Origin of the sequence: Streptococcus sp., from assembly GCF_041802885.1 — a bacterium.
Classification (GTDB): Bacteria; Bacillota; Bacilli; order Lactobacillales; family Streptococcaceae; genus Streptococcus.
This window is the reverse complement of record NZ_JBHCHN010000020.1, coordinates 69,942-95,048: the sequence shown is the minus strand read 5'-3', so window position 1 is coordinate 95,048 and position 25,107 is coordinate 69,942. Positions and strand designations below refer to the sequence as shown.

Annotated in this window: 23 protein-coding genes and 1 pseudogene; 19 read left to right on the top strand and 5 right to left on the bottom strand. The window is 44.9% G+C overall.

Features of this window, described 5'->3' with window-relative positions:
- Positions 1–202: 202 nt before the first annotated feature.
- From arcA to ACEYCN_RS03155, 13 genes are all read left to right on the top strand, one after another.
- Entirely contained in the window at positions 203–1,435 is a 1,233-nt protein-coding gene (gene arcA / locus ACEYCN_RS03215; protein ID WP_373712857.1) for an arginine deiminase, read from the top strand.
- 21 nt (positions 1,436–1,456) lie between these two features.
- The gene (gene argF, locus ACEYCN_RS03210) at positions 1,457–2,470 is read left to right on the top strand and encodes an ornithine carbamoyltransferase (protein ID WP_373712856.1); all 1,014 of its coding nucleotides are present in this window, start codon (positions 1,457–1,459) and stop codon (positions 2,468–2,470) included.
- Positions 2,471–2,617: 147 nt separating this feature from the next.
- Positions 2,618–3,565 carry a carbamate kinase gene (gene arcC / locus ACEYCN_RS03205; protein WP_373712855.1) on the top strand — a complete coding sequence of 316 codons (948 nt, stop codon included), beginning with the start codon at positions 2,618–2,620 and terminating at the stop codon, positions 3,563–3,565.
- A gap of 145 nt (positions 3,566–3,710) precedes the next feature.
- Entirely contained in the window at positions 3,711–5,207 is a 1,497-nt protein-coding gene (locus tag ACEYCN_RS03200; RefSeq protein ID WP_373712854.1) for a YfcC family protein, read from the top strand.
- A gap of 12 nt (positions 5,208–5,219) precedes the next feature.
- The gene (locus ACEYCN_RS03195) at positions 5,220–6,557 is read left to right on the top strand and encodes a dipeptidase (protein ID WP_373712853.1); all 1,338 of its coding nucleotides are present in this window, start codon (positions 5,220–5,222) and stop codon (positions 6,555–6,557) included.
- Between the two features lie 88 nt (positions 6,558–6,645).
- On the top strand, positions 6,646–8,256 hold the full coding sequence (locus ACEYCN_RS03190; RefSeq protein WP_373712852.1) for a C69 family dipeptidase: 1,611 nt from the start codon (positions 6,646–6,648) through the stop codon (positions 8,254–8,256).
- A 392-nt stretch (positions 8,257–8,648) separates the two neighbouring features.
- Positions 8,649–9,098, top strand: coding sequence for a GNAT family N-acetyltransferase (locus tag ACEYCN_RS03185; protein ID WP_373712851.1), 450 nt, complete (start codon positions 8,649–8,651; stop codon positions 9,096–9,098).
- Between the two features lie 181 nt (positions 9,099–9,279).
- Positions 9,280–9,402: a hypothetical protein gene (locus ACEYCN_RS03180; protein ID WP_373712850.1), complete on the top strand. Its 123-nt coding sequence runs from the start codon at positions 9,280–9,282 to the stop codon at positions 9,400–9,402.
- Positions 9,389–9,541, top strand: a complete 153-nt coding sequence (locus ACEYCN_RS03175; protein WP_373712849.1) for a hypothetical protein — start codon at positions 9,389–9,391, stop codon at positions 9,539–9,541. Before ACEYCN_RS03180 ends, ACEYCN_RS03175 begins: the two co-directional genes overlap by 14 nt.
- Before the next feature lie 25 nt (positions 9,542–9,566).
- Entirely contained in the window at positions 9,567–10,319 is a 753-nt protein-coding gene (locus ACEYCN_RS03170) for an ABC transporter ATP-binding protein (protein ID WP_373712848.1), read from the top strand.
- 1 nt (position 10,320) lies between these two features.
- The gene (locus ACEYCN_RS03165) at positions 10,321–12,321 is read left to right on the top strand and encodes an FtsX-like permease family protein (RefSeq protein WP_373712847.1); all 2,001 of its coding nucleotides are present in this window, start codon (positions 10,321–10,323) and stop codon (positions 12,319–12,321) included.
- A 44-nt stretch (positions 12,322–12,365) separates the two neighbouring features.
- A complete protein-coding gene (locus ACEYCN_RS03160) occupies positions 12,366–13,031 on the top strand; it encodes a response regulator transcription factor (protein WP_373712846.1) in 666 nt (221 codons plus the stop codon).
- A complete protein-coding gene (locus ACEYCN_RS03155) occupies positions 13,028–13,975 on the top strand; it encodes a sensor histidine kinase (protein ID WP_373712845.1) in 948 nt (315 codons plus the stop codon). The genes ACEYCN_RS03160 and ACEYCN_RS03155 overlap by 4 nt, the downstream gene beginning before the upstream one ends.
- 14 nt (positions 13,976–13,989) lie before the next feature.
- Here the strand turns inward: ACEYCN_RS03155 and ACEYCN_RS03150 are convergent, their stop codons facing one another.
- The 3 genes from ACEYCN_RS03150 to ACEYCN_RS03140 are packed head-to-tail and all read right to left on the bottom strand — an operon-like array spanning position 13,990 to position 15,685.
- A complete protein-coding gene (locus ACEYCN_RS03150; RefSeq protein ID WP_373712844.1) occupies positions 13,990–14,463 on the bottom strand; it encodes an arginine repressor in 474 nt (157 codons plus the stop codon).
- An 11-nt stretch (positions 14,464–14,474) separates the two neighbouring features.
- Entirely contained in the window at positions 14,475–15,503 is a 1,029-nt protein-coding gene (gene queA / locus ACEYCN_RS03145; protein ID WP_373712843.1) for a tRNA preQ1(34) S-adenosylmethionine ribosyltransferase-isomerase QueA, read from the bottom strand.
- A gap of 8 nt (positions 15,504–15,511) precedes the next feature.
- Entirely contained in the window at positions 15,512–15,685 is a 174-nt protein-coding gene (locus ACEYCN_RS03140; RefSeq protein WP_373712842.1) for a hypothetical protein, read from the bottom strand.
- 102 nt (positions 15,686–15,787) lie between these two features.
- Between ACEYCN_RS03140 and nagB the strand changes: the two genes are divergently transcribed.
- The 6 genes and pseudogenes from nagB (at position 15,788) to ACEYCN_RS03110 (ending at position 23,063) form a co-directional block, all read left to right on the top strand.
- On the top strand, positions 15,788–16,489 hold the full coding sequence (gene nagB / locus ACEYCN_RS03135; RefSeq protein ID WP_373712841.1) for a glucosamine-6-phosphate deaminase: 702 nt from the start codon (positions 15,788–15,790) through the stop codon (positions 16,487–16,489).
- Between the two features lie 272 nt (positions 16,490–16,761).
- Positions 16,762–18,741 (top strand): DNA methyltransferase, encoded by a 1,980-nt coding sequence (locus tag ACEYCN_RS03130; protein WP_373712840.1) that lies wholly within the window; start codon positions 16,762–16,764, stop codon positions 18,739–18,741.
- Positions 18,742–18,744: 3 nt separating this feature from the next.
- Positions 18,745–21,354: a DEAD/DEAH box helicase family protein gene (locus tag ACEYCN_RS03125; protein ID WP_373712839.1), complete on the top strand. Its 2,610-nt coding sequence runs from the start codon at positions 18,745–18,747 to the stop codon at positions 21,352–21,354.
- Positions 21,355–21,450: 96 nt separating this feature from the next.
- Positions 21,451–21,663, top strand: a pseudogene (locus ACEYCN_RS03120) (6-phosphogluconolactonase); the annotation flags it as partial.
- A 51-nt stretch (positions 21,664–21,714) separates the two neighbouring features.
- The gene (locus tag ACEYCN_RS03115; RefSeq protein ID WP_373712838.1) at positions 21,715–22,434 is read left to right on the top strand and encodes a pseudouridine synthase; all 720 of its coding nucleotides are present in this window, start codon (positions 21,715–21,717) and stop codon (positions 22,432–22,434) included.
- Positions 22,435–22,454: 20 nt separating this feature from the next.
- Positions 22,455–23,063 (top strand): hypothetical protein, encoded by a 609-nt coding sequence (locus tag ACEYCN_RS03110; RefSeq protein WP_373712837.1) that lies wholly within the window; start codon positions 22,455–22,457, stop codon positions 23,061–23,063.
- A gap of 2 nt (positions 23,064–23,065) precedes the next feature.
- On the opposite strand, the gene ACEYCN_RS03105 is transcribed toward ACEYCN_RS03110, so the two are convergent.
- Together ACEYCN_RS03105 and ACEYCN_RS03100 are read right to left on the bottom strand one after the other, a co-directional pair.
- The gene (locus ACEYCN_RS03105; protein WP_373712836.1) at positions 23,066–24,073 is read right to left on the bottom strand and encodes a FecCD family ABC transporter permease; all 1,008 of its coding nucleotides are present in this window, start codon (positions 24,071–24,073) and stop codon (positions 23,066–23,068) included.
- On the bottom strand, positions 24,070–25,095 hold the full coding sequence (locus tag ACEYCN_RS03100) for a FecCD family ABC transporter permease (RefSeq protein ID WP_373712835.1): 1,026 nt from the start codon (positions 25,093–25,095) through the stop codon (positions 24,070–24,072). The genes ACEYCN_RS03105 and ACEYCN_RS03100 overlap by 4 nt, the downstream gene beginning before the upstream one ends.
- Positions 25,096–25,107 lie beyond the last annotated feature (12 nt).

Here is a 25,107-nt window from a genome sequence, read left to right as displayed (position 1 = left end):
ATTCACAAAATGGCTAAAAGATACAAAATATCCATAGAAAACGCTTCAAATCTGATAAAAATCAATATTTTGCTTGAGAAATGTGAAATTTTTGGCAAATCAGATGCAGAATTTTTCATGAAAAGGCTTACAGAAGATGATATACTAAGTGCAAGATAAGAGGTAAGGAAACTTACTCCAAAGAAAAAAACAAGGAGGTATTGTGATGTCTCAACATCCAATTCATGTCTTTTCAGAAATTGGCAAACTGAAAAAAGTTATGCTACACCGTCCAGGCAAAGAAATTGAGAACTTGATGCCTGACTATCTCGAACGTCTTCTTTTTGACGACATTCCATTTTTGGAAGAAGCTCAGAGAGAACATGATGCCTTTGCTCAAGCCCTGAGAGATGAAGGGGTAGAAGTGCTCTATTTAGAAAAATTGGCAGCTGAATCCCTGACCAGCCCAGAAATTCGGGAAGCCTTTATTGATGAATACTTGGCTGAGGCTAACATCCGTGGTCGGGCGACCAAGAAAGCCATCCGCAAACTCTTGATGGCCATTGAGGACAACCAGGAAATGATTGAAAAAACCATGGCCGGTGTTCAAAAGTGTGAGATTCCTGAAATTTCAGCCCAGGAAAAGGGCTTGACCGACCTGGTAGAATCCAGCTATCCATTTGCCATCGATCCGATGCCAAACCTCTATTTCACACGGGATCCATTCGCAACCATCGGAAATGCTGTTTCCCTCAACCGCATGTACGCAGAAACACGGAATCGTGAAACCATCTATGGTAAGTATATCTTCAAATACCACCCTGACTATGCTGGAAAAGTTCCGCTGGTTTATGATCGGGATGAAAGCACCCGCATCGAAGGGGGAGATGAGTTGGTTCTGTCCAAGGATGTCTTGGCAGTGGGGATTTCACAGCGGACAGATGCGGCTTCCATTGAAAAACTTCTGGTCAATATCTTTGAAAAAAATATCGGTTTCAAGAAGGTTTTGGCCTTTGAATTTGCCAACAGCCGTAAATTCATGCACCTAGATACAGTCTTTACCATGGTGGATTATGACAAGTTCACCATTCATCCAGAAATCGAAAGTGGCTTGCGGGTCTTCTCTGTTACCTATGAAAACCAAGAGTTGCATATCGAAGAAGAGTTTGGCGATTTGGCTGAATTACTGGCTTCCAATCTTGGTCTGGAAAAGGTGGAGTTGATTCGCTGTGGTGGTGACAATATCGTGGCATCTGGTCGGGAGCAATGGAATGATGGTTCCAATACCTTGACCATCTCACCAGGGGTGGTAGTCGTCTACAAACGCAACACCATCACCAATGCCATCCTCGAAGCCAAGGGCCTTCGCCTCATCAAGATTGATGGCAGTGAGTTGGTTCGGGGCCGTGGCGGACCACGTTGTATGTCCATGCCATTTGAACGTGAAGACATCTAAGGAAGAGAAAGGGGTAAACACATGACACAGGTATTTCAAGGACGGAGCTTCCTTGCAGAAAAAGATTTTACACGCGCTGAATTAGAATATTTGATTGATTTCTCAGCTCATTTGAAAGATTTGAAAAAACGCGGAGTTCCTCACCGCTACCTAGAAGGCAAGAATATCGCCCTTCTCTTTGAAAAAACATCTACCAGAACGCGGGCAGCCTTCACAGTTGCGGCTATTGATCTGGGGGCTCACCCAGAATATCTGGGAGCCAATGATATCCAGCTTGGCAAGAAAGAATCCACTGAAGATACTGCCAAGGTTCTGGGTCGCATGTTTGATGGCATTGAATTCCGTGGCTTTAGCCAACGGATGGTCGAAGAATTGGCCCAGCATTCAGGAGTGCCTGTATGGAACGGCTTGACTGACGAATGGCATCCGACTCAAATGTTGGCTGATTACTTGACTGTCAAGGAAAACTTTGGCAAATTAGAAGGCTTGACCCTGGTTTACTGTGGCGATGGCCGCAACAACGTAGCCAATTCCCTCCTCGTGACAGGAGCCATCCTAGGCGTCAATGTCCATATCTTCTCTCCAAAAGAACTCTTCCCAGCTGAAGAGATTGTGGCCCTAGCTGAAGGTTACGCCAAAGAATCTGGAGCCCATGTCCTCATTACTGACAATGCAGACGAAGCAGTCAAAGGGGCTGATGTCCTCTATACAGATGTTTGGGTATCCATGGGAGAAGAAGCCAAATTTGAAGAACGCGTGAAAATGCTGACTCCATTCCAAGTCAATATGGATCTGGTGAAGAAAGCTGGAAATGACAATTTGATCTTCCTGCATTGCTTGCCAGCCTTCCATGACACCAACACCGTATATGGTAAAGATGTTGCCGATAAGTATGGGGTCAAAGAAATGGAAGTGACAGACGAAGTCTTCCGTAGCAAATATGCCCGTCACTTTGATCAGGCTGAGAACCGCATGCACACCATCAAGGCGGTCATGGCTGCGACCTTGGGCAATCTCTTCATTCCAAAAGTATAACTCGCTGAAAATCAGGGATTTTCTTTGAGACCAATAGTCGCTCCTTTTATAAGTTTGTGAGGGCTGAGCCAGAAAACTTGGCCAGTCCTCCTTTTTTTGAAATAGAAAGAATAAAAACCAATAAGATAGAAAAAGAAGGTAGGAATTATGGCCAATCGTAAAATTGTAGTGGCTTTGGGAGGCAATGCCATCCTCTCATCAGATCCCTCTGCAAAAGCACAAAAAGCAGCCTTGGTGGATACAGCCAAGCATCTGGTAAAACTCATTAAAAATGGGGATGACCTGATTATCACCCATGGAAATGGTCCCCAGGTTGGGAATCTTCTCCTCCAAAACCTGGCTGCTGACTCTGAAAAGAATCCAGCTTTCCCCTTGGACAGCTTGGTAGCCATGACAGAAGGGTCCATCGGCTTTTGGCTGCAAAATGCCCTTGAAAATGAACTGGCAAAAGAAGGCATTGACAAGGAAGTGGCTTCCTTGGTGACTCAGGTTATCGTGGATAAGGATGATCCAGCCTTTGAAAACCTGACCAAGCCAATCGGTCCCTTCTATACAGAAGAGGAAGCCAAGTTAGAAAGTGAAAAAACAGGGGCTACCTTCAAAGAAGATGCTGGCCGAGGTTGGCGTAAGGTGGTGGCCTCTCCAAAACCTGTCGGTATCAAGGAAATCGGCACCATCCGAACCCTCCTCCAATCTGGCGCCGTTGTAGTGGCTGCTGGTGGTGGTGGGATTCCGGTTGTTCGAGAAGAAGATGGTACCCTGACTGGTGTTGAGGCTGTGATTGATAAGGACTTTGCTTCTCAAACTTTGGCAGAATTGGTGGATGCAGACCTCTTTATCGTCTTGACAGGTGTGGACTATGTCTACATCAACTACAATAAACCAGATCAGAAAAAATTGGAAAAGGTCACAGTGGCTGAATTGGAAGAATATATCCAGCAAAACCAGTTCGCACCGGGTTCGATGTTGCCAAAAGTGCAGGCAGCCATGGCCTTTGTCAATCATAAACCTGGCTCAAAAGCAGTCATCACATCCCTTGAAAATCTGGCTGCCCTGATTGAGTCCAATAGCGGAACCATTATTGAAAAGGGCTAGATATGCCCTCCTAATGTTCCTGAAAAGGATGGAGAGCCATTAGGTTCAAACGGGTCCTGCCCAGGACCCAGACATGATTTACGGAGAAACATTTGTTTTCTGTGGTAGGAAACGGAGAACAAAAATAGATTTAGGAGGTTTTATCATGGACCAAAAAACAAAAAAAGGCTTTCAGATGCCTTCATCCTACACAATATTGATGATCATTATTGCCCTGATGGCGGTAATGACCTGGTTTGTACCTGCTGGTGCCTATCAGAAAACAGATGATGGAGCAGTTATTTCAGGTACCTATGAAGTTGTCGCATCCAACCCTCAGGGGATATATGATATCCTCATGGCTCCCGTGCGGGGGATGCTGGGAACAGATCTGACCGGCGGGGCAATCGAAGTTTCCTTCTTCATTTTGATGGTTGGGGCCTTCTTGGGGGTTATCAACCATACAGGAGCTCTGGACACTGGAATTGCTTCGGTCGTTCGCAAGAACAAGGGTCGTGAAAAGGCCTTGATTTGGGTACTGTTGCCTCTCTTTGCCCTGGGTGGTTCAACCTATGGTATGGGGGAAGAAACCATGGCCTTCTATCCGCTTCTGATTCCAGTCATGATAGCGGTTGGCTTTGACAGTGTTGTGGCAGTAGCGATCATCTTAATTGGTTCCCAAATCGGCTGTCTGGCCTCTACCATCAACCCATTTGCAACAGGTGTTGCCTCTGATGCGGCTGGTATCAGTATCGCAGACGGTATCGTTTGGCGGATTATCCAGCTGGTGCTCTTGGTTGCCTTGGCTATCTGGTTTGTTTACGGTTATGCCAGCAAGATTGAAAAAGACCCAAGCAAGTCCATCATTGCAGATAAGATGGCAGAACACCGTGAAATCTTTAAATTGCAAGAAAATACAGCAGACTTGACCATTCGCCAACGCAAGGTCCTCTATGTCTTTGCCCTGACCTTTATCATCATGGTGCTGAGCCTGATTCCTTGGGGAGATTTTGGTATTACCCTCTTTGATGACATCAACAATGCCATCATTGGCATCCCTGTTCTTGGACAAGTCATTGGTCTTACCATGGCACCGTTTGGGACCTGGTACTTCCAAGAAATCACTATGCTCTTTATCGTGATGGCCATTTTGGCGGCTATCGTTTACGGCATGTCTGAGTCTGACTTCCTCAAGGCCTTCCTGACTGGGGCAGGCGAATTCCTCAGTGTTGCCGTTATTTGTGCGGTTGCTCGCGGTATCCAAGTGATTATGAACGACGGCAGCATCACTGCTACCATCCTACACTGGGGTGAAGTTGGCTTGTCTGGTCTATCCTCTCAAGTCTTCATCGTCCTGGCCTACATTTTCTATCTGCCAATGTCCTTCCTGATTCCATCAACTTCTGGTTTGGCTGGGGCAACCATGGGTATCATGGCTCCTCTGGGCGAGTTCTCCAATGTGCCTGCCCACTTGGTTATTACCGCCTTCCAATCTGCATCAGGGGTTCTCAATATGATTTCTCCTACCTCTGCAATCGTGATGGGCGCTCTGGCTATCGGTCGTATTGACCTGCCAACCTGGTGGAAATTCATTGCCAAATTTATCGTGATGGTCATTGCTGTTAGTATTCTTCTCTTGGTAGTTGCGACCTTCTTCGGCTAGAAGGAGATGCTTATGAAAGAATTTGTTACACAAGAACACCAGCTCGACTGTATCCAAGCCATCCAAGAGCTGGTGGCCTTTCCATCGGTTTGTCAGGAGGGGGAAAATGGAACCCCCTTCGGTCAGGCCATCCAAGATGTCTTGGATCATACTCTTGCTTTGACGGAAAAAATGGGGTTTTCGACCTATTTGGACCCTGAGGGCTACTATGGCTATGCTGAAATTGGCCAGGGGGATGAGCTGTTGGCGGTTCTCTGTCACTTGGATGTTGTCCCTGCTGGGGATTTGGACAAGTGGGAAAGTCCGCCCTTTGAAGCCATCATCAAGGATCAGCACTTGATTGGCCGCGGGGTTCAGGATGATAAGGGTCCTTCTATGATGGCCCTCTTTGCCCTCAAGGCCTTGCTGGATGCTGGCTTGAGCCTCAAAAAGCGCGTTCGCTTTATTTTTGGAACGGATGAGGAGACCCTCTGGCGCTGCATGAACCGCTACAATCAGCTGGAAGAAGTGGCGGATATGGGCTTTGCACCTGACTCTTCCTTCCCTTTGACCTATGCTGAAAAAGGCCTCTTACAGGCCAAATTGATCGGTATCGGTGATGCTGATTTGCAGCTGGAAGCTGGACAGGCCTACAATGTCGTCCCAGCCAAGGCCAGCTACCAAGGTTCTCTCTTGGCTGATTTGCAGACTGAGTTGGATCGGCTTGGCTTTGACTATGAATTGGCAGATGGCAGCCTGACCGTGCTTGGACTATCCCGTCATGCCAAAGATGCCGTCAAGGGTGTCAATGCCATTGTTCGTTTGGCCAAGGCTCTCAGGAAATGGTCTGACCATCCGACCCTTCGCTTTATTGCGGATGCAGTGGGAGAGGATGCGACCGGCTCCAGCCTCTTTGGTCTTATCACAGATGAGCCTTCGGGGGACCTGAGCTTCAACATCGCTGGCCTGACCCTCAACCAGGACTTTTCTGAAATCCGTCTGGATATTCGGATTCCTGTTTTGGCAGACAAGGAAGACTTGGTGGAGACCCTGTCCCAAAAAGCTGCGGCCTATCACCTTCACTATGAAGAATTTGACTACCTGGCTTCCCTCTATGTCCCTCTGGACAGTGAATTGGTGTCGACCTTGATGAGTGTCTACCAGGACAAGACAGGAGATGCGACTCCTGCCAAATCCTCAGGCGGTGCCACCTTTGCCAGAACCATGCCAAACTGTGTGGCCTTCGGCGCCTGCTTCCCAGGCAGCTTGCAGACAGAGCACCAGGAAAATGAACGAATCAAACTGGAGGATCTCTACAAGGCCATGGACATTTATGCAGAAGCCCTTTATCGTTTAGCTGTAAAAGAATAAACCAATCAGAGCCTGTTATCGGACTGAAGGAATCTCAGGCTGGTACAGGCCATTTTTTCGCAATCATATTAAATAAGGAGGATGTTACATGCTTAAAAAATGTATCGCCCTTTTCCTATTGATGTGTGCTAGTCTCTTTGTTCTCCAGCCAACTGTCTTGGCCTGTACTGGATTCATCATTGGAAAAGACTTGACGGAAGATGGTTCCTGGCTCTATGGCCGAACAGAAGATTTGGAGCCCAACCACAATAAGACCTTTGTCGTCTATCCTCGTACGGACAATCCTGAGGGAGCGACCTGGAAGGATGAGGCCAATGGCTTTGAATATCCCCTGCCAGCCACCTCTCACAAATACACAGCTGTACCAGATGTGACACCAGAACAAGGTGTTTATGACGAGGCCGGCTTCAATGAACATGGCCTCTCCATTTCTGCCACCGTATCCGCCACTGCCAATGATAAGATTTTGGCGCTGGACCCCTATGTTGAAAATGGCCTAGCAGAGTCCTCCATGGCCAGTGTGGTTTTGCAAAATGCCAAGACAGCCCGTGAGGGTGTGGAGCTTCTGGCTAAAATCGTGACGGAAAAAGGCTCAGCAGAAGGCAATATCGTCCTCCTGGCCGACAAGGAAGGCATCTGGTATATGGAAATCCTGTCCGGTCACCAGTATGTAGCCATCAAATTCCCAAGCGATAAATTCGCTGTCTTTCCAAACACCTTCTACCTGGGCCATGTAGATTTTTCTGATACGGAAAATGTCATCGCATCCGCCGGTGTCATGGATTTGGCTAAAGAGGCGGGAACCTATCAGGAAGTGGACGGAGCCTTTCATATCGCCCAATCCTACAATCCACCGCTCTCTGATGGCAATCGGTCCAGATCTTACTCAGGTATCAAGGCCCTGGATCCAGATGCGGACATTACTTATGAAGACGAGTATTATGAATTGCTGCATTCCAGTGATAAAAAGTACAGCCTGGCAGATGCCATGGCCCTGCAGCGCAATCACTTTGAAGGCTTGGACTTGAAGCCTCTGGACCAGATGGAATTGGATGGTAAGGGCAAACCAGATGGCAAGAAAGCTGTTGATGGTTATGCCTATCCCATTTCCAACCAAAATGTCATGGAAGCCCACATCTTCCACTTGAAAGACAGTCTGCCAAAAGAAGTAGGTGGTGGTGTCATGTGGTTGGCTATGGGCAGCCCACGCAATGCCCCTTATCTGCCTTACTATGGCAATATCACGGATACCTACAAGGCCTATCAAGATAAGAGTACAGAGTACAGCCCTGATTCCTGGTACTGGGTCATTTCCCATATCAATGACATGGCAGCGCAATATCCAGATGAATTCGGAACAGAAGTCATTGATGAAGTCAAAGCCCTGGAAGCCGAGTGGATGACCCAACAAGAGGCTCTTGACAAAGAAATGATTAGCCTGGTAGCCTCTGATCCAGAAAAGGCCAGTGAATTAGCAACCCAAGAAAGTATGAAACGGGCAGAAGAAACCTTTGCCCGCCTCAAGGAAATAGAAGGCTCCATGGAAGAACGGGTGGCGGCCTTGCCAACAGATAGTGCGGATACAGAGACAACAACAAGCTCCACCAATAACCTCCTAATGCTTGGTATTGGAGCTTTGATTGGACTCGGTATCGTAGGCCTTGCTATTTTCTATAAAAAATCAAAGGCTGAATCCTAAGGCCAGTCCCCCCAACATTCGCAATCTAGATGGAATGAGACCCCTGCCTAGAGTGTCCTACCCACTCTAGGCTTTGTGGGAGTGGGAAAGAACTCGACAAATCGAAAAAGAGTTCGTCAACAAGCCTTTATTTCCAGTTGTTGAGCTGAAACAGTCTATCCCCAGACTGTTTCACTCCCACCCCGCACAGCTCCAAAGGTTTGGGGAACCTTTGGAGGTTGCAAATAGAGCGAACTCTGTTCGCATCAGTCGTAGAGGTCAGATTTGGAGTGTGGAACACGAACAAATCTGCCAATCAACCACTGCGCTAAGGTGTTATCACGAACTAAATAAAAAGGATGGACTTATTGCTCAGCCAGTCTTAGGATAATAACAATCAAAGGAGAAGCCCCATGGAATGGACCATCAAACAATTTCAAGATCTGACCTTGGATGAACTCTATGCCATCCTCTATCTGAGAACCGCTGTATTTGTGGTGGAGCAAGCCTGCCCCTACCAGGAGGTGGACAATAAGGACCAGGAATCCTACCATCTCCTTGGCCAAGACAATGGCGACATCGTCGCCTATGCCCGTCTTCTGCCACCTGGCCTCAGTTTTCCCCAAGCCTCTATCGGTCGCGTCTTAGTCGCACCATCCCACCGCGGGCAAGGCCTGGGCCAGCAACTCATGGCCCGCTCCCTAGCCTTTCTGGTCGAAGAACTGGGCCAAAAACGCATCCAGCTCTCCGGCCAAACCTACCTGGAAGCCTTCTACAAATCCTTCGGCTTCCAACCCATATCCGACATGTACCTAGAAGATGACATCCCGCACAAGGACATGCTCCTGGTCATGGAAGATTAGCAAGTGCCCACCCCGAAAGGGGTGTTTTTTTGCGCATTCAATTTTTACTCCCCCTATTCCCTTCAACCTTACAAAACTGTAAGTTGACAGGTTGGCTTTGTAAGTTTGAGGGCCTGGGATTTCGGTATACTGAGAGTGTAAAGAAAAGCCCAGCATCTGGCTGGGGAGAAGGAGGTCTATGATGCGAATGCTCAGAAGTTTGGTGGCTGTCCTTGTCTTGGGGTCTATGGCCATCATCAGTGTCCTTGTTTATCTGCTTTCAACTATCTTGACAAAAGGAGGTCTGGACCATGTCAAATCTTGATTTGTACAGTTTTATCACGATTGCCCTCATCTTAGTTGGCGGATTTGCTAGTCTGGCCATCTGGTATTGGCTGGGCAGAAGACCGCTCAAGCAGGTCAGGACCTCTGTTCACCCCATCTATGGAAAATCAGCCATTTAGGTTATAATAAAAAAAGGAGTATGATATGTTATTAGAAATCAATCATTTGGAGAAAGTTTATCGGACCCGCTTTTCAAAGGAAGTGACCAATGCCTTGCAGGATGTCGATTTTAAGGTGGACAAGGGAGAGTTTATCGCCATCATGGGTGAGTCGGGATCTGGCAAAACCACCCTGCTCAATATCCTAGCGACCTTGGACAAGCCAAGCGGCGGGTCTGTTATCTTGGATGGCAAGGATATTACCAAAATCAAGGAAAAGGACCTGGCCAGCTTTCGCTTGAAAAATCTAGGCTTTGTCTTCCAAGACTTTAACCTGCTGGACACCCTCAATGTCCGTGATAATATCTTTTTGCCCCTGGTCCTGGACCGGAAAAGTTATCAGGAAATGGAGAACCGCTTGGTGAATGTTGCCCCAAAATTACGGATTGTAGAGTTGTTGAACAAGCGACCTTTCGAGCTATCAGGCGGCCAGCAACAGCGAGTATCCATTGCCCGAGCCCTCATTACTCAACCGCAGATTATTTTAGCTGATGAGCCGACTGCAGCCCTTGACTACCGCAACTCAGAAGACCTGCTCAACCTCTTTGAGGAAATCAATTTGGATGGGCAAACCATCCTCATGGTGACCCACTCAGCCAATGCGGCCAGCCATGCCAATCGGGTCCTCTTTATCAAGGACGGGCGGATTTTCCACCAACTATATCGGGGGAATAAGTCCAACAATGAATTTAGCAAGGAAATTTCTCTCAGCATGAGCGCCTTGTTAGGAGGTGAGTAGGATGTTTTATTTCAAACTCGCCTGGAATAATCTCAAACAATCTTTGAAACAGTTCCTCCCCTTTATCCTGTCTTGTATAGTGACCTATGTCTTATCCAATACAACCTTGTTAATTCAAACTAGTCCAGTTGCTGAAAAGATTAGTACGGGGAACTATGCACTTGGCTTGGCGAGCATTGTCCTTAGTATCTTTGCTTTGATAATGAGCATTTATAGTTTTAATTTCCTGCTCAAACAGCGTAGTCGCCAGTTCGGTCTCTATAATATGTTAGGGATGACCAAGGGAAAAATTGCTTTAGTTTCCACCATCGAGCTAGCCATGGTTTATCTGATTACTGTTGTCGTCGGAAGTCTCCTTGGGGCTGTATTTTCCAACTTTCTCTACCTGATCTTTGCGAATATCATCCAGTACGATGCCCTGAATTTCAGTGTCAATCCTGTTGCTTTTCTCATTAGCTCAGCGTTATTTGCAGTCATATTTGCAGTGTTGGAACTGATTAACATCCTTAAAGTCGGTCGGACTGCTCCGCTTGCCCTCTTTAAAAATCAGCACCAAGGTGAGCGTGAGCCCCGTGGTAATGTCTTTTTGGCCTTGATTGGTGTGGCCTTGATTGGCTGTGGTTACTACCTGTCCCTATCATCAGGGCAAATGTCTGCAGTGACCAGTGTGACCCGTTTCTTCACAGCCATTATGTTTGTAATTCCAGGAACCTACCTCTTCTTTATCAGTTTTACCACCTGGTATCTAAAACTTCGCCGTAAAAACAAGAACTATTTTTACAAACCAGAACATTTTATCAATACTTCTCAGATGATTTTTCGGATGAAGCAAAATGCAACAGGTTTGGCGAATATCGCCTTATTGGCAACCATGGCTTTTGTAACGGTCGGCACCACCGTTGCCCTTTATACAGGATCTGCAAATTTGGTGGAGATGAATTTTCCGCAGGAGAATAATGTCAAAATTGAATTAATGGATATTCAAACGAGTCCCGATGAGGCACGCCAAACAATCAGGGAGCAGTTTGTACCGTCTGTTCAGGCCCTAAATCCCAACTTTACCAATGAGCAACTACGCACCTATTTCCAAGCTACCTTTACTGTACCCTTTGAAACCAAATCGACAATGACAGTAGATGAAGTTTTCATGAAAAAAAATCCTGTCATGTCAGGTTTTGATGCGGTAGGGATGTTGAATGTTCTAACACAGGATGATTTCCGAGAAATGGGCAATTCTTTAAGGGAATTGCAAGCAGGAGAAGTAGCTTTTTACGACTATGATCGCATCAATCCGTTAGTGTTTAAGAAACTTCATTGGTTTGGAAATACTTTTACCAACGTTGAAAATATCAAACAGATTCAAGGTATGGAGGTGCTGAATACAATTGTCCGTGCAGGTGTCTTAATTGTACCAAATCAGGCGACATTAGATAGCATGATGGCAGCCTACAATCAATATGCAAACTTTCCAGCGTCTCTGTCAGGACGCAGCTTTGCAACACTGACAGAAAAGGAACAAGAAGCCTCTATTATTCAGACAGGTAGCCTACAAACAGATAAAGTCTATGGAGTAGTCACGACAGAAGCTGCTTTCAAAAAAGAAGGAATTCAGTTAACCGGCGGTTTCCTTTTCATCGGCTTCCTTCTAGGAGCTGCCTTTCTCTTAGGCGCAGCTTTGATTATTTACTACAAACAATTATCAGAAGGAACAGAGGATAAGCGTTCATACAAGATTTTGCAAGAGGTGGGGATGAGTTTTGAGGCCGTTAAGAAATCCATTAACTCACAAATTCTCTATGTCTTCTTTATGCCGCTTGGAGTAGCAGTGTTGCACTATCTAATTGCTTTGCCCCTTCTCAAGAAATTACTCCTCTTCTTTGGAGTGCAAGGTGACATCTTGATTTACAGTATCAGTGCCGCGACAGTAGTAGCAATCGTAGTGATTTACTTTATCATCTACAAAATTACCAGCCGAACCTACTACAAACTGATTGAGCGCTAAGGAAAAGTGACGATTTTTCGTCACTTTTTTGATAAAATAACAATATGATGAAACAAGAAAAAATATTTATTATCGAAGATGATCAGACTATTGTGGATTTGTTGACCAATCATCTGCGTCAATCCTATACAGTGTATCGTGTCAACAATTTTCGAGACATTCGAAATGAAGTGGAAACCATCAAACCAGATTTGATTCTGATGGATATTACACTCCCTTATTTCAACGGTTTTTATTGGACAACAGAAATTCGTAAGACATCAACAGTTCCGATTCTATTTATCTCTTCTAGCGATGATGAGATGGATACGGTGATGGCGTTGGATATGGGCGGGGATGATTTTATTTCAAAACCTTTTTCCCTGACCATCTTAGATGCAAAGATTGCTGCATTCCTGCGCAGAAGCCAGAAATTTACAACAGATGATTTTCAGCTGGATGAATTTACGCTCAATCGCGATGGCGTCCTATCAAATGGATACGATCAAGTTTCCCTGTCTCCGACTGAAAATAAGATTTTGACTATTTTATTCACCCATCAGGACCAGGTAGTATCAAAAGAGGAATTACTTGAGAAACTTTGGGAAGATGAGAATTTTATCGACCAAAATACCCTCAGTGTTAACATAACCCGTTTGCGAAAAAAAATTATTCCCCTTGGTTTTGATCGTGTGCATACTGTGAGAGGAGTTGGCTATTTACTCAAATGATTTGGAAATTCTTTCAGGAATATAAGATCTGGTATAGCATGTATGCCTTGATGTCCGCACTCTATTTTCTAAGCTTTTATCTTTATCATCTGCCGCTGGGCTACTTTGTAGTCAGTCTTCTATTTAATCTGACCCTTCTTTTGATAGTGACCATTTGGCTTTTCATTCAGTTTCGGAAGAAACTGCTCTTGATACAGAACTTTTTCTTTGTTCAGGATTTGGATGACTTATCATTACCATCTGAACTAGCTTATCAACAGTTGATTGAACAGTTATTAGCTGCTGAGTCAGAGAAAGGATTGGTTGAAAAGTCACGAATGGAATCCCTGCAGACCATGGTCAAAATGTGGAGCCACCAGATGAAAGTCCCCCTATCGGCCCTGTCCCTCATGGCCCAGACCGATCAGCTGGACCGGCAGGAAGTTCGCCAGCAATTACTGCGGCTTGAAAATTACCTGGATACCCTCCTGACCTACCTCAAGTTTTCTGGCAACAAGGATGATTTCCGATTCGAAGTTTGCTCCGTCCGAGAATTGGTGGTTGATCTGGTCAAGAAATACCGAGTATCCTGCCTGGCAAAGGAGCTTTCCGTGGAAGTCAGCGGTGACTGGCAGCTCAAGTCGGACAAAAAATGGCTGTCCTTTGCCATTTCCCAGATTTTGGACAATGCCATCAAGTATTCGAAAAGGGGCGGTCACATCCAGGTCCAACTGGATGAAGACGGCATCCAGATTGCGGACACTGGCATGGGCATCCTGCCAGAAGACCTGCCCCGCCTCTTTGAGGAAGGTTTTACAGGCTACAATGGACATGAGCACAAGAAGGCCACAGGTCTAGGCCTCTACATGACCAAGCAGGTGCTGGACAAGCTGGATTTGGCCATCCGCGTCCACAGCCAGGTGGAAGAAGGCACCCAGGTTTTCATATACAAAGAAAAGAGCTAGGCAAACCTAGCTCTTTAGCGTTTACTAAAGAAAAATGGGGGTGTGTACTGCTTGAGATATTCAAAACATTCCTGGGCCGCATCGGCATCTTCGCAGATAATGAGGCAGACATCGTCTCCGCAGACGGTTGCCACGACCTTGGGGATTTCCAAAGCATCCAGGATGGAGCCAAAGGATTGGGCCAAGCCCGGCAAGGATTTTAACACGACCTGGTGCTGAACAGGTTTGAGCATGACTAGGGCATCTTCCATATAGAAGCGCAGGCGCTTTTCCCAGCGGGAGGGGGCGATACTGTTAATCACATAGTAGCTGGAACCTGATTCGGTGATTTTGACCAGGTTGAGCAACTTAATATCCCTCGAAAGGGTGGATTGGGTCACCTCGACTCCGTTGAGCTCCAGTAGCTCCTGCAGTTCCTGCTGGGTATGGATTTTATTTTCCATAACCAGAGAACGGATGAGCTGGTGACGGCTTTCAATTTTATTCATCCTTCCTCCTTTTAAGAAAGAAACATGGCATCGCCAAAACTGAAGAAGCGGTAGCGCTCTTCGACCGCATGACGATAGGCTTCCAAAACAAAATCACGGCCTGCAAAGGCAGCCACCAACATGACCAAGGTAGACTTGGGCAGGTGGAAATTGGTGGAGAAGGCATCGACCACCTTAAATTCATAACCTGGCTTGATGAAAATATTGGTCCAGCCTGCATCGGCTTTCAGCTGGCCGTCGAATTTATTGCCGATGGTTTCTAGGGTGCGGATAGAGGTTGTCCCAACCGCCACGACTCGGCCTCCCTTGGCCTTGACCTGGTTGAGGGTGTCTGCAGCCTCTTGGCTGAATTGGTAATATTCAGAGTGCATCTCATGTTCATCCAGATTGTCTACCGAAACAGGGCGGAAGGTTCCAAGGCCGACATGCAGGGTCAGATAGACCAGATGAACTCCCTTATCCTCGATTTTTTGGAGCAGGTCTTCTGTGAAATGGAGGCCGGCAGTCGGGGCGGCAGCGGAGCCATTTTCTTTGGCATAGACGGTCTGGTAGCGTTCGCGATCCTCCAATTTTTCATGGATGTAGGGCGGCAAGGGCATTTCCCCTAGGCTTTCTAAGACCTCTAGGAAAATCCCCTCATAGCTAAATTCTACAATGCGCCCACCATGTTCCAATTCCTCCACAACGGTGGCTAGAAGGCGGCCATCGCCAAATTCAACCTTGGCACCGACTCGAAGGCGCTTAGCTGGCTTGGCCAGAACCTCCCACTGATCACCTTGGGTATTTTTCAGCAAAAGTAGCTCCACATGTCCATGGGTATCAGGCTTTTGGCCGTAAAGACGGGCAGGCAGAACCCGGGTATTGTTCATGACCAGGGCATCACCTGGCTGGAGTTGGTCCAGGATACTATCAAAGTGGCTGTCAGTCAGTGTCTTTTTTTTCCGGTCCAAAATGAGTAAACGAGAGGCATCCCGTACCTCCAGTGGTGTCTGAGCAATCAGCTCCTCAGGTAAATCAAAATCAAAATCTTTGGTATTCATAGTCGTCCTTAGTGAGAGAAAATAATCAATAAAAAGTAAATCAAGAGAGCAAATGGAATGGCCATAAGGAGGCCTCCGATGATATTTAGTGTGTATTTGAGGCCCTTTTGACTACGGAGAAAGTGGGCAATCAGACAAAGACCAAAGCCAATAAAAAAGAGAATTAATAATTGTTGTAACATGTCTTCATTATACCATAGATGGGGACATTTTATGGGACTTGGTGGTTGACAAAAATTGGTATATACCATATAATGGTTATAACCACTCAAGGAGGAAGAATAATGAAAATTATCACCGTAAAAGATGACCTGGCTGGCGGGAAAGTTGCTTTTGAAATTTTGTCTGAAAAGCTAGCGGCGGGCGCCAAGACACTGGGACTTGCGACAGGAAGCACCCCTTTGACCCTCTATCAAGAAATTGTCAATAGTGACTTGGATTTTTCTGATGTGACCAGTATCAACTTGGACGAATATGTAGGTCTCCCTGCTGAAAATGAGCAGAGCTATGTTGCCTTTATGCGCCAGCACCTCTTTGATGCCAAGCCTTTCCAACAGAACTTTTTGCCAGATGGACTTGCCCAAGACTTGCAGGCAGAGGTTGAGCGCTATGATGCCATTATTGACAGCCATCCTATTGACCTGCAGATTTTAGGCATTGGCCGCAATGGCCATATTGGCTTCAACGAACCAGGAACTCCATTTGACATGACCACCCATGTGGTGGACTTGGCTGAGGATACCATTCAAGCCAACAGCCGCTTCTTTGACAGTATCGACCAGGTACCAAAACAGGCGGTTTCCATGGGGATTGCCTCCATCATGAAATCAAAAACCATCCTCTTGCTGGCCTTTGGGGAGCAAAAGGCAGATGCGGTGGCCAAGATGGTCAATGGTCCTGTGACCGAAGACCTGCCAGCCAGCATCCTCCAAAAACATGCGGATGTCATTGTCATCGCAGACGAAGCCGCAGCTTCAAAATTGTAACCTCCATCAAGAACTCTGCCTTTTCAGGGTTCTTTTTTGGTATTGAATTTACAATGTATTTGCACAATAAAATCACTTTAGTTTTTTAATCAGATAGATTTGAACGAACAGTGAAAACCGTCAAGAAAAATGCGAGAACGAGCTCAATATATGCTATAATAGAAACATAAAAATTTAAGAAATCCGAAGGGTATACCCTTCCTTTATTATATTCATAATAAAGGAATCCTATCAGCCCTTCACAAAATTTTAGCTGAAAGGTAGACCTAATAATGAAGCAAGAATTGGAGCAACTTCTGGCACAAAATGACACTTTTATGGTGGAAGGTGTGCTCAATAAAAATAAACTGGCAGAGCTGGCGAGGCAATACAATCCTGAACTCCTTAATCTATTGATGAGTAATGATAATATTTCCAAGCATTTCTTTTCTACTCTAGATACTGGCGCTCTTGTCTTCAAGAAAGACGTCTTTTTGCAGTTTTTGAACAATAAGGAGTTTCTCCCTGACAGCTTTACCGCCTACAAGACTAAAATCGGTTTGGCGACCGGCGACAAGTACCTATCAGAAAATCAGGAAGTTGTCCTGAATTTTCCATACAAAGATTGTGTGCTAGAGGGGGGACAGACTAAGGAGGATGCCAAACGTCAGGAGATTTTCTTTAACGAAACTCTGGCACCTACTGAAATCAATCGTCTACTAGATGATAAGGTTTTGACCAACTTCAAACGGTATGATGAAACTGGCGAGCATGAAGTAGAAGAACTTAATGACACTGATAATCTCATTATCAAAGGTAATAACCTCATTGCCCTTCATAGCCTCAAGAAACGCTTTGCAGGGAAGGTTAAGTTGATTTACATTGATCCGCCATATTATTTTGAGAAAATTAAACCGGAAGATACATTCCAATATAATTCTAATTTCAAATTATCCACTTGGCTAGTATTTATGAAAAATAGATTAGAAGTCGCTAGGGAATTATTATCTGATGATGGTGCATTATTTGTTCAAATTAGTGATGATGGTGTAGGTGAACTGCATGTTTTGCTCAAAGATGTTTTCAATAAGGGAGAGAAGAATAATTTCATAAATAAAATCACTTTAAAGACTAAGTCTCCTTCGGGATTTGCTAGTGTCAATCCAGGAGTGTTTGAGACAGCAGAGTATATTTTATCGTTTGCCAAGGATAAATCTAAGTGGAAATATAATCCGCAATTTGTGCGCTCGGATTATGACCCTAACTATAATCAATACGTTGTAAATAAAACAGATAATTTTACAGATTGGAAAATCGAGAATATCGGAGAATATGTTGCGAAACAGCAAGGTTATGAGACGAAGCGTCTTGCTGTAAAGGAATTAGGCCAAACCTTTTTTGAAAACCTTGTCGCTGATTTTGCTTTGGAAAATGCGGATTCAGTATTTCGCTATACAACTATAAACAATAACGCCAGTTCTATTCTAGTAGAGTTACGCGATAAGTCCCGAAAAACCCCACAGACAATATTTTTTCAGTCGAGAGATGAAAACTATGATGTTTACGTTAAAAATGGGCAAGAAATATCATTCTATTCTAAAAAAATTAGAGAAATTGATGGAAATCGTGTTCCCAGTATTCAGCTTTCAAATATCTGGACGGATACACCTTATGAAGGTATTGCCAAAGAAGGTGGTGTCACCTTAAAAGGTGGGAAAAAACCAGAAAAATTGATTCGAAGAATTATTGAACTAGCTACAAATAACGGTGATTTGGTTCTTGATTATCATTTGGGTTCAGGGACAACTGCAGCTGTAGCCCACAAGCTAAAACGACAATATATTGGACTGGAACAGCTAAATTATGGGGAAAACGATAGTGTGGCAAGGTTAAGTAGAGTTATAGGGGGCGATCAAACTGGCATCTCCAAAGCTGTCAACTGGTCTGGTGGTGGTAGCTTTGTCTATGCTGAACTGAAAAACGACGCTCAAGATTTCAAAAATGCGATTTTTGAGGCAACAACAACGGAAGAATTATTAGAACTGTTTGAGCTTGCGAAAAAATCTTCTTTCTTGTCCTATCGCATCGACCCTAAAAAGTTGAAAAAGAATGAGTTTTGTCAATTGTCCTTGGCGGAGCAAAAGCAAATCTTGTCTGAAATCATTGATAACAATAACCTCTATGTGAATTATTCTGATATTGATGATAGTGATTATCAGATTTCAGCAGAGGACAAAAAGCTCAATTACGCTTTCTACGGAAAGGAAAAGTAAGCCATGCCATTTATTTACGAAACCTATGATACAGTCAGTCGGTCTGGCTTTAAGGATTTTCGGGCAGATTTGCCAGATTACCTCACGAAAAATTTGAAGTACCCCTTACGACCTTATCAGCAGGAGGCTATTGGACGTTATCTTCACTACAAAACAGACAAAAATCGTCTCATTCCAGAGCAAGTTCTCTACAATATGGCGACGGGTTCTGGTAAAACGCTATTGATGGCTGCGGTTATCTTGGAGAAGTACCAGCAAGGTGAGCGAAATTTTATTTTCTTTGTGAACAACGATAATATCCTGACGAAAACAAAGGATAACTTCTTAGAAAGTGCTTCTGGTAAGTATCTTTTTGCGGAAAAGATTGTCATGGATGGACAAATAGTGACAGTGCGTGAAGTGACGGATTTTTCAGATAGCCGTGATGATAGTATTAACATCGTCTTTACTACTATCCAAAAGCTTCACCAAGACCTTAATACTCCGAGAGAAAATCGTCTCTCTTATGAGCAGTTTAAAGATATTTCGGTTGTCATGTTGGCGGATGAAGCTCACCACTTGAATGCTGGATTGGACACGAACGAGAAAAAGGATAATACCAGCTGGACGAGTACCATTGAGGTGATTCAAAAGACAGCGAAAAAGTCCAGTATCTTTGAGTTTACCGCAACAATTGATTTAACAAACCAAGCGATCGCTCAAAAATATCAAAATTCCCTGTTGTTTAAGTATGATTTGAAAGAATTTCGTTTAGATAAATATTCCAAAGATGTACTCTTTCACCTGGTGGATGGTGATGTCAATCATCGTATGCTACAAGCAATTATCATTAGCCAATACCGTAAGAAAATCGCGCTGAAAAACGAAATTAATCTAAAACCCTTGGTCATGTTTAAGTCACAGAAAATTGCAGAAAGTCAAGAAAATTTGGACGCATTTTTAGGTTTGCTGGATAGTCTTATTCCGGCCGATATTCAGATACATCGTGACCTTGTTTCAGAAACGGATGAGAAGTCTAATATTTTGAAAAAAGCATTTTCCTATTTCAAAAAAGTTGACATCTCAGATGCTGATTTGATAGCAGAGCTTCGAGAGGATTTTCGAAAAGAACGCTTACTCTTAGTTGATGGCAAAAATAAGAATAAAGACAGTCTCAACCTCCTCAACACCCTGGAACGACCAACAAATGAAATCCGTGCGATTTTCGCTGTGGATATGCTTAATGAAGGCTGGGATGTTCTTAACCTTTTCGATATTGTACGCCTCTACGATACTCGAGATGGTAAGACTACGAAAAATGGCTTTGTCGCAGGAAAAACAACAAACACAGAGAAACAGCTGATAGGTCGCGGAGCACGCTACTATCCCTTTGTGATTGGTGATAATCTGGAGGAAAAATACACTCGTAAGTTTGATGATAATGAAAATAATGAACTCCGTGTCATTGAACAACTTCATTATCACTCTGCTAATAATCCAAAATATATTTCAGAGTTCAAACAGGTTCTGCGTGAGAATGGTTTACTTGATGATGGTTATTTGAAAGCGCGTGAACTCAATCTAAAGGAGTCTTTTAAGAGGACACGGACGTATACTGATGGTGTCGTATGGATGAATAGTAGGATTCCGTATGAGCAAATGCTCGGAGAGCGACAAGAAAGTCTATTCGATACATCCTTTATTCCTAAGTCTTTTGAAATCAAATTGCCAACCCAAGGCGTTCGAGACATTGAAGCTTTTGATGAAGCAATGTACGTTTCTGAATCTTTAGAGGTAATTACTTTCAAATTTAGCAAAGTTATCGGCAACAATATTGTTCGAGCAGCTATTAATCGCAACAAAAAATTTACCTTTGATAATCTCCAAAAAGCCTTTGTAGCTCTTGGAAGTGTATCTGCCTTTATTGGTATGCTCGCAGATATTGATATTCGAGTTGAATCTCAATATCAAATGATGTCTGATTTTACTCCAGATGATAAACTTTATATCACGGAAAAACTGCTTCATGTTATCGAGAAAGATTTGATTGCGACTGAGGAACGTTATTTTGGTTCAGAAAAGTTTGAACAGTACAAGATTAAAGACATTTTTGAAGATAATATTTTAAGGAAATACACCATCAAATCAAACGGAAATAAAGAAATGGGACTTTCACAAAAGGATCCAAATAATGAAATCCATGTTAATATAGATGTTTTGGATTGGTATGCATATGATGATAACTTTGGAACAGACGAAGAAAAGTATCTTGTGAAAACCATCCAAGATGTGATTGGAGATCTTGAAGAAAAATGGACCGATATTTACTTGCTTCGAAATGAAAAAGCCGTAAGAATTTATAACTTTGACAACGGAAAACCATTCGAACCAGATTTTCTTATGTTTGCGAACGATAAAAGGACTGGAAATATTTCGTGGCAGATTTTCATTGAACCGAAAGGAAAACAGCTCATAGAGTATGATCGCTGGAAGGAAGAATTCTTGCTTCAAATTTCTGAGCGAGACGAGGCGAGAACACTGGTTGATGATGACCGCTATCGTATTGTTGGTTTGCCGTTCTTTAATGAGGTGGTGAGCAAGGATTTAGTAAAAGAAGAATTGCGAAGGTTGTGACACTTCAAGGCACCAAAGTCAACTTACGGAGGAATAAATAGAGTAAATCGTTAATGTGTCTTGGACTTACAAAATTCAAATTATTTATTCGGATACTTCGACCAGGTACCTAAACAGGCGGTTTCCATGGGAATTGCCTCCATCATGAAATCAAAAACCATCCTCTTGCTGGCCTTTGGGGAGCAAAAGGCAGATGCGGTGGTTAAGATGGTCAATGGTCCTGTGACCGAAGACCTGCCAGCCAGCATCCTCCAAAAACATGCGGATGTCATTGTCATCGCAGACGAAGCCGCAGCATCAAAATTGTAACCTCCATCAAGAACTCTGCCTTTCAGGGTTCTTTTTTGGTATAATCAAATCATGAGATTAGACAAGGCCATCATAGGGGCTGGCTTGGCCAGCCGCAGGCAAATAAAAAAATTGATTCGCAGCCAGCAAATCACGGTCGATGGGCAAGTGGTCCAGAGGCCAGGTCAGATTGTGGACAGCCATCTGCAGGATATCCGAGTGGCAGGACAAAAACTGGTAACCGCAAAAGAAAGTTATTTTCTCCTCAACAAACTAGCTGGTGTGGTTTCAGCCTGTTCTGATTCTAAATTCCAGACGGTCTTGGATTTACTGAGGGAGGAGGACCGAGTGCCTGGAATTTTTCCCATTGGACGCCTAGACCGAGATACTGAAGGGCTGGTTCTCCTCACCAACAATGGCCCCTTGGGTTTTCGCATGCTCCATCCCAAACACCATGTGGACAAAACCTACTATGTAGAGGTCAATGATGCCCTGCATCCTGATGCACCAGCTTTTTTTGAAAATGGGGTGACCTTTTTGGATGGAACCAGCTGCAAGCCAGCTCAGTTGACCGTCTTATCCAGCCAAAAGGGCCATGGCAGGGCTAGAGTCACCATTTCAGAAGGGAAATTTCATCAGGTCAAGAAGATGTTTTTAGCATACGGTGTCAAGGTCACCTATCTCAAGCGTATCTCCTTTGGTGGCTTTGAGCTGGAAGATACCTTACCAGCCGGAGCCTACCGGCAACTAAGTCAGGAAGAAATCAAGGTTTTAAAGAAGTATTTTGATTAGAAAAATAGGAGGTTAGAAAGATGATTTTATCTCTGCAAGGTTGTATGGCAGTGGGAAAGACAAGTGCTGCCGACTATCTAAAGGAGCATGCTCCCTATCTTCATGTCCAATATGAAGATACCAGTGAGGTGATTAAAGAAATTACGAGACGGCAGTTGGACAAAAATACATTTGAAGGTTTTGTAGAAATTCAGCGTTTATGGATTCAGCATGAAATCAAAAGATGGGAGAAGGCAAAGAATTTCCTATGTACAATCATGGATTTTGGGGCAGAGGAAATTGAGTTTTATACCCTACATTATCCCAAAGCAATTGGGAAAGATTGGCCAGTCGAAGAGGCATTGAGAGATGAATTGAACAGTTTAAAGCAGTGCGTGCCAACTCGCATCTTATTTTTGGATGCATCAGAAGCGTATTTACGAAGAAATAAGGAAAGTGATAAGAGTCGGAGTAGAAACTTCTTTGATTTTTACTTGCAACACTTGTTGCCTTTAAAACGACAATGGTTTTTAGGACAGGAGCATGTAGATGTTTTAAATGTAGATGGACTGACCAGAGAAGAAGTCGGTCAACAAGTGAAAATATGGTGTGATCGTTGTCTTTCACATAACAAAATCCAACCCAGTTGAGCTCAACTGGGTTGGGTTTGTTTTAAGAGATAGAGGAAGTAGGGGGCTCCAATCAAGGAGACGATGATGCCTGTTGGGATACCTGTTCCGACCAGCAAAACTCGTCCCACCGTGTCGGCCAAAAGGAGAAGGAGACTACCCAGCAGCATACTGGCTGGAATGGTGATGCGGTGGTCATTGCCCAACCAACGGCGCGTGATATGGCCAGCAATCAGTCCCACAAAGGTGATGTTGCCAACGAGTACGACACTAAGGGCGCCCAAAGCAGTTGCCAAGACCAGAGTGGCCAGCCTTTCCTTTTGCAAATGCAGTCCCAGAGCCATGGCGGTTTGGTCATTGAGATTCATAATGTTGAGAGATCGACAGCGGCTAAAGGTTACTAACCAGACCGAGATAAGAAGGGGACTGTATATCATCAAGGTTGACCAATCTCCGCCGTTTACTCGACCGCTCAGCCACTGGACGATGTACTCCATCTTGAAATCATCCAGGCTGCTGATAATGCTGACCATGATGCCAGACAGCATGCTGGATATTCCCACTCCTGTGATAATCAAGCGCGTGGGATGGATACCATAGAGTTTTTTACGGGCCAGCCAGTAGACTAGAAAGATGGTCAAACCTCCCCCCAGCATGGCAAAGAAGGGAGTGAAGGCTAGCAAAACGGGATGGATACTGGATGAAAGTCCCACCAGAATGGCAACTACCAAGCCAGCACCCGTGTTGATACCCAAGATACCCGAATCCGCCAGAGGATTGCGGGTCAAGGTTTGCAGGAGCAAGCCAGCCAAGGCCAGGGAAGCTCCGCCAATCATAGAGGCCAAGATGCGGGGCAACCGAATCCGCCCGATGATGAGCAAGGTGGATGAATCAGCCCGTCCAGTTACTACATCCAGGAGATCAGAAAAAGAGGAGTTGGCATAGCCAACAGACAAGGAAATCAGAAAAGCTAGCAGCAGCAAGAGGAGCAGGATGGTAAAGGTCGGAAGGAGGTGTTTCTTTTTCATCATAAGTGTTCCCCCTTTCGGATGAGCCAGAGGAAGCAAGGCAGGCCAATGATGCTGATGACAGCACTCATCGGAGTTTCAACTGGAGGGTTGATAGACCGACAAATCAGGTCCACCCAGATGAGGAAACTAGCTCCCGCAAAGGCCGTCAGAGGCAAGAGGATTCGGTAATTTTTCCCTGTAAACATGCGGATAAAATGCGGGATGATGAGGCCGACAAAGGAGAGGGAGCCGACCAGGGCCACAGCCGCAGCGGATTGTAAGAGGACGATGCCCAGTAATATCAAGGTCATCAGGAAGGTCCGTTGCCCCAGATTTTTAGCTACTGTTTCATTGAGGCTGAGAATGGTCAGCTGATGGGCAAAAAGCTGAGCCAGGATAAGACCCAGCACAATGAAGGGGGCAATCATGGCCAACATCTTCCAGTTGACCTGGACCAAGCCCCCTGCCTGCCAGCCGATGACCGCAGTTGAAAGGTCAAAGTAGATGGTGATAGCTTGACCAAGGGCAGAAAAGAGGCTGGCAACCATGGCCCCGGATAGGATAAGCCGCAGCTGATTGTAGCCCTTTTGAGCCTGATAGGAAAGGGAAAAAACCAGGATGGCTGCCAAACAAGAACCCAATAAGCAAATGACCAAGATTTGACTGTAATGCAGGCTTTTAAAGATAGCATAGGCTAGGATAAGGGCCAGGCCTGCCCCAGCATTGATGCCTAGAAGGCCTGGATCGGCAATGGCATTGCGGGTGATTCCCTGCATCATGGCTCCAGCCTGGGCCATGGCAGCCCCCACCAAGATGGCTGCCAGGACTCGTGGCATCCGCAAATCGACAACGACATCCTGGACAGCTGATTGGACCGTGGGTTGCTGCAAGACTTCTATCAGCTGACGGTGGCTATAGGAGATGGTTCCAAAGCGCAAACTCAGATAGATTCCCGCCAAAAATAGCAGGCAGATGATGAAAAAAACAAGCCAAAGTTGCTTTGGCTTTCTTGGATGATGAAGAAGAGTTTCTTCTTGTTTCATGTATGTTTTCCT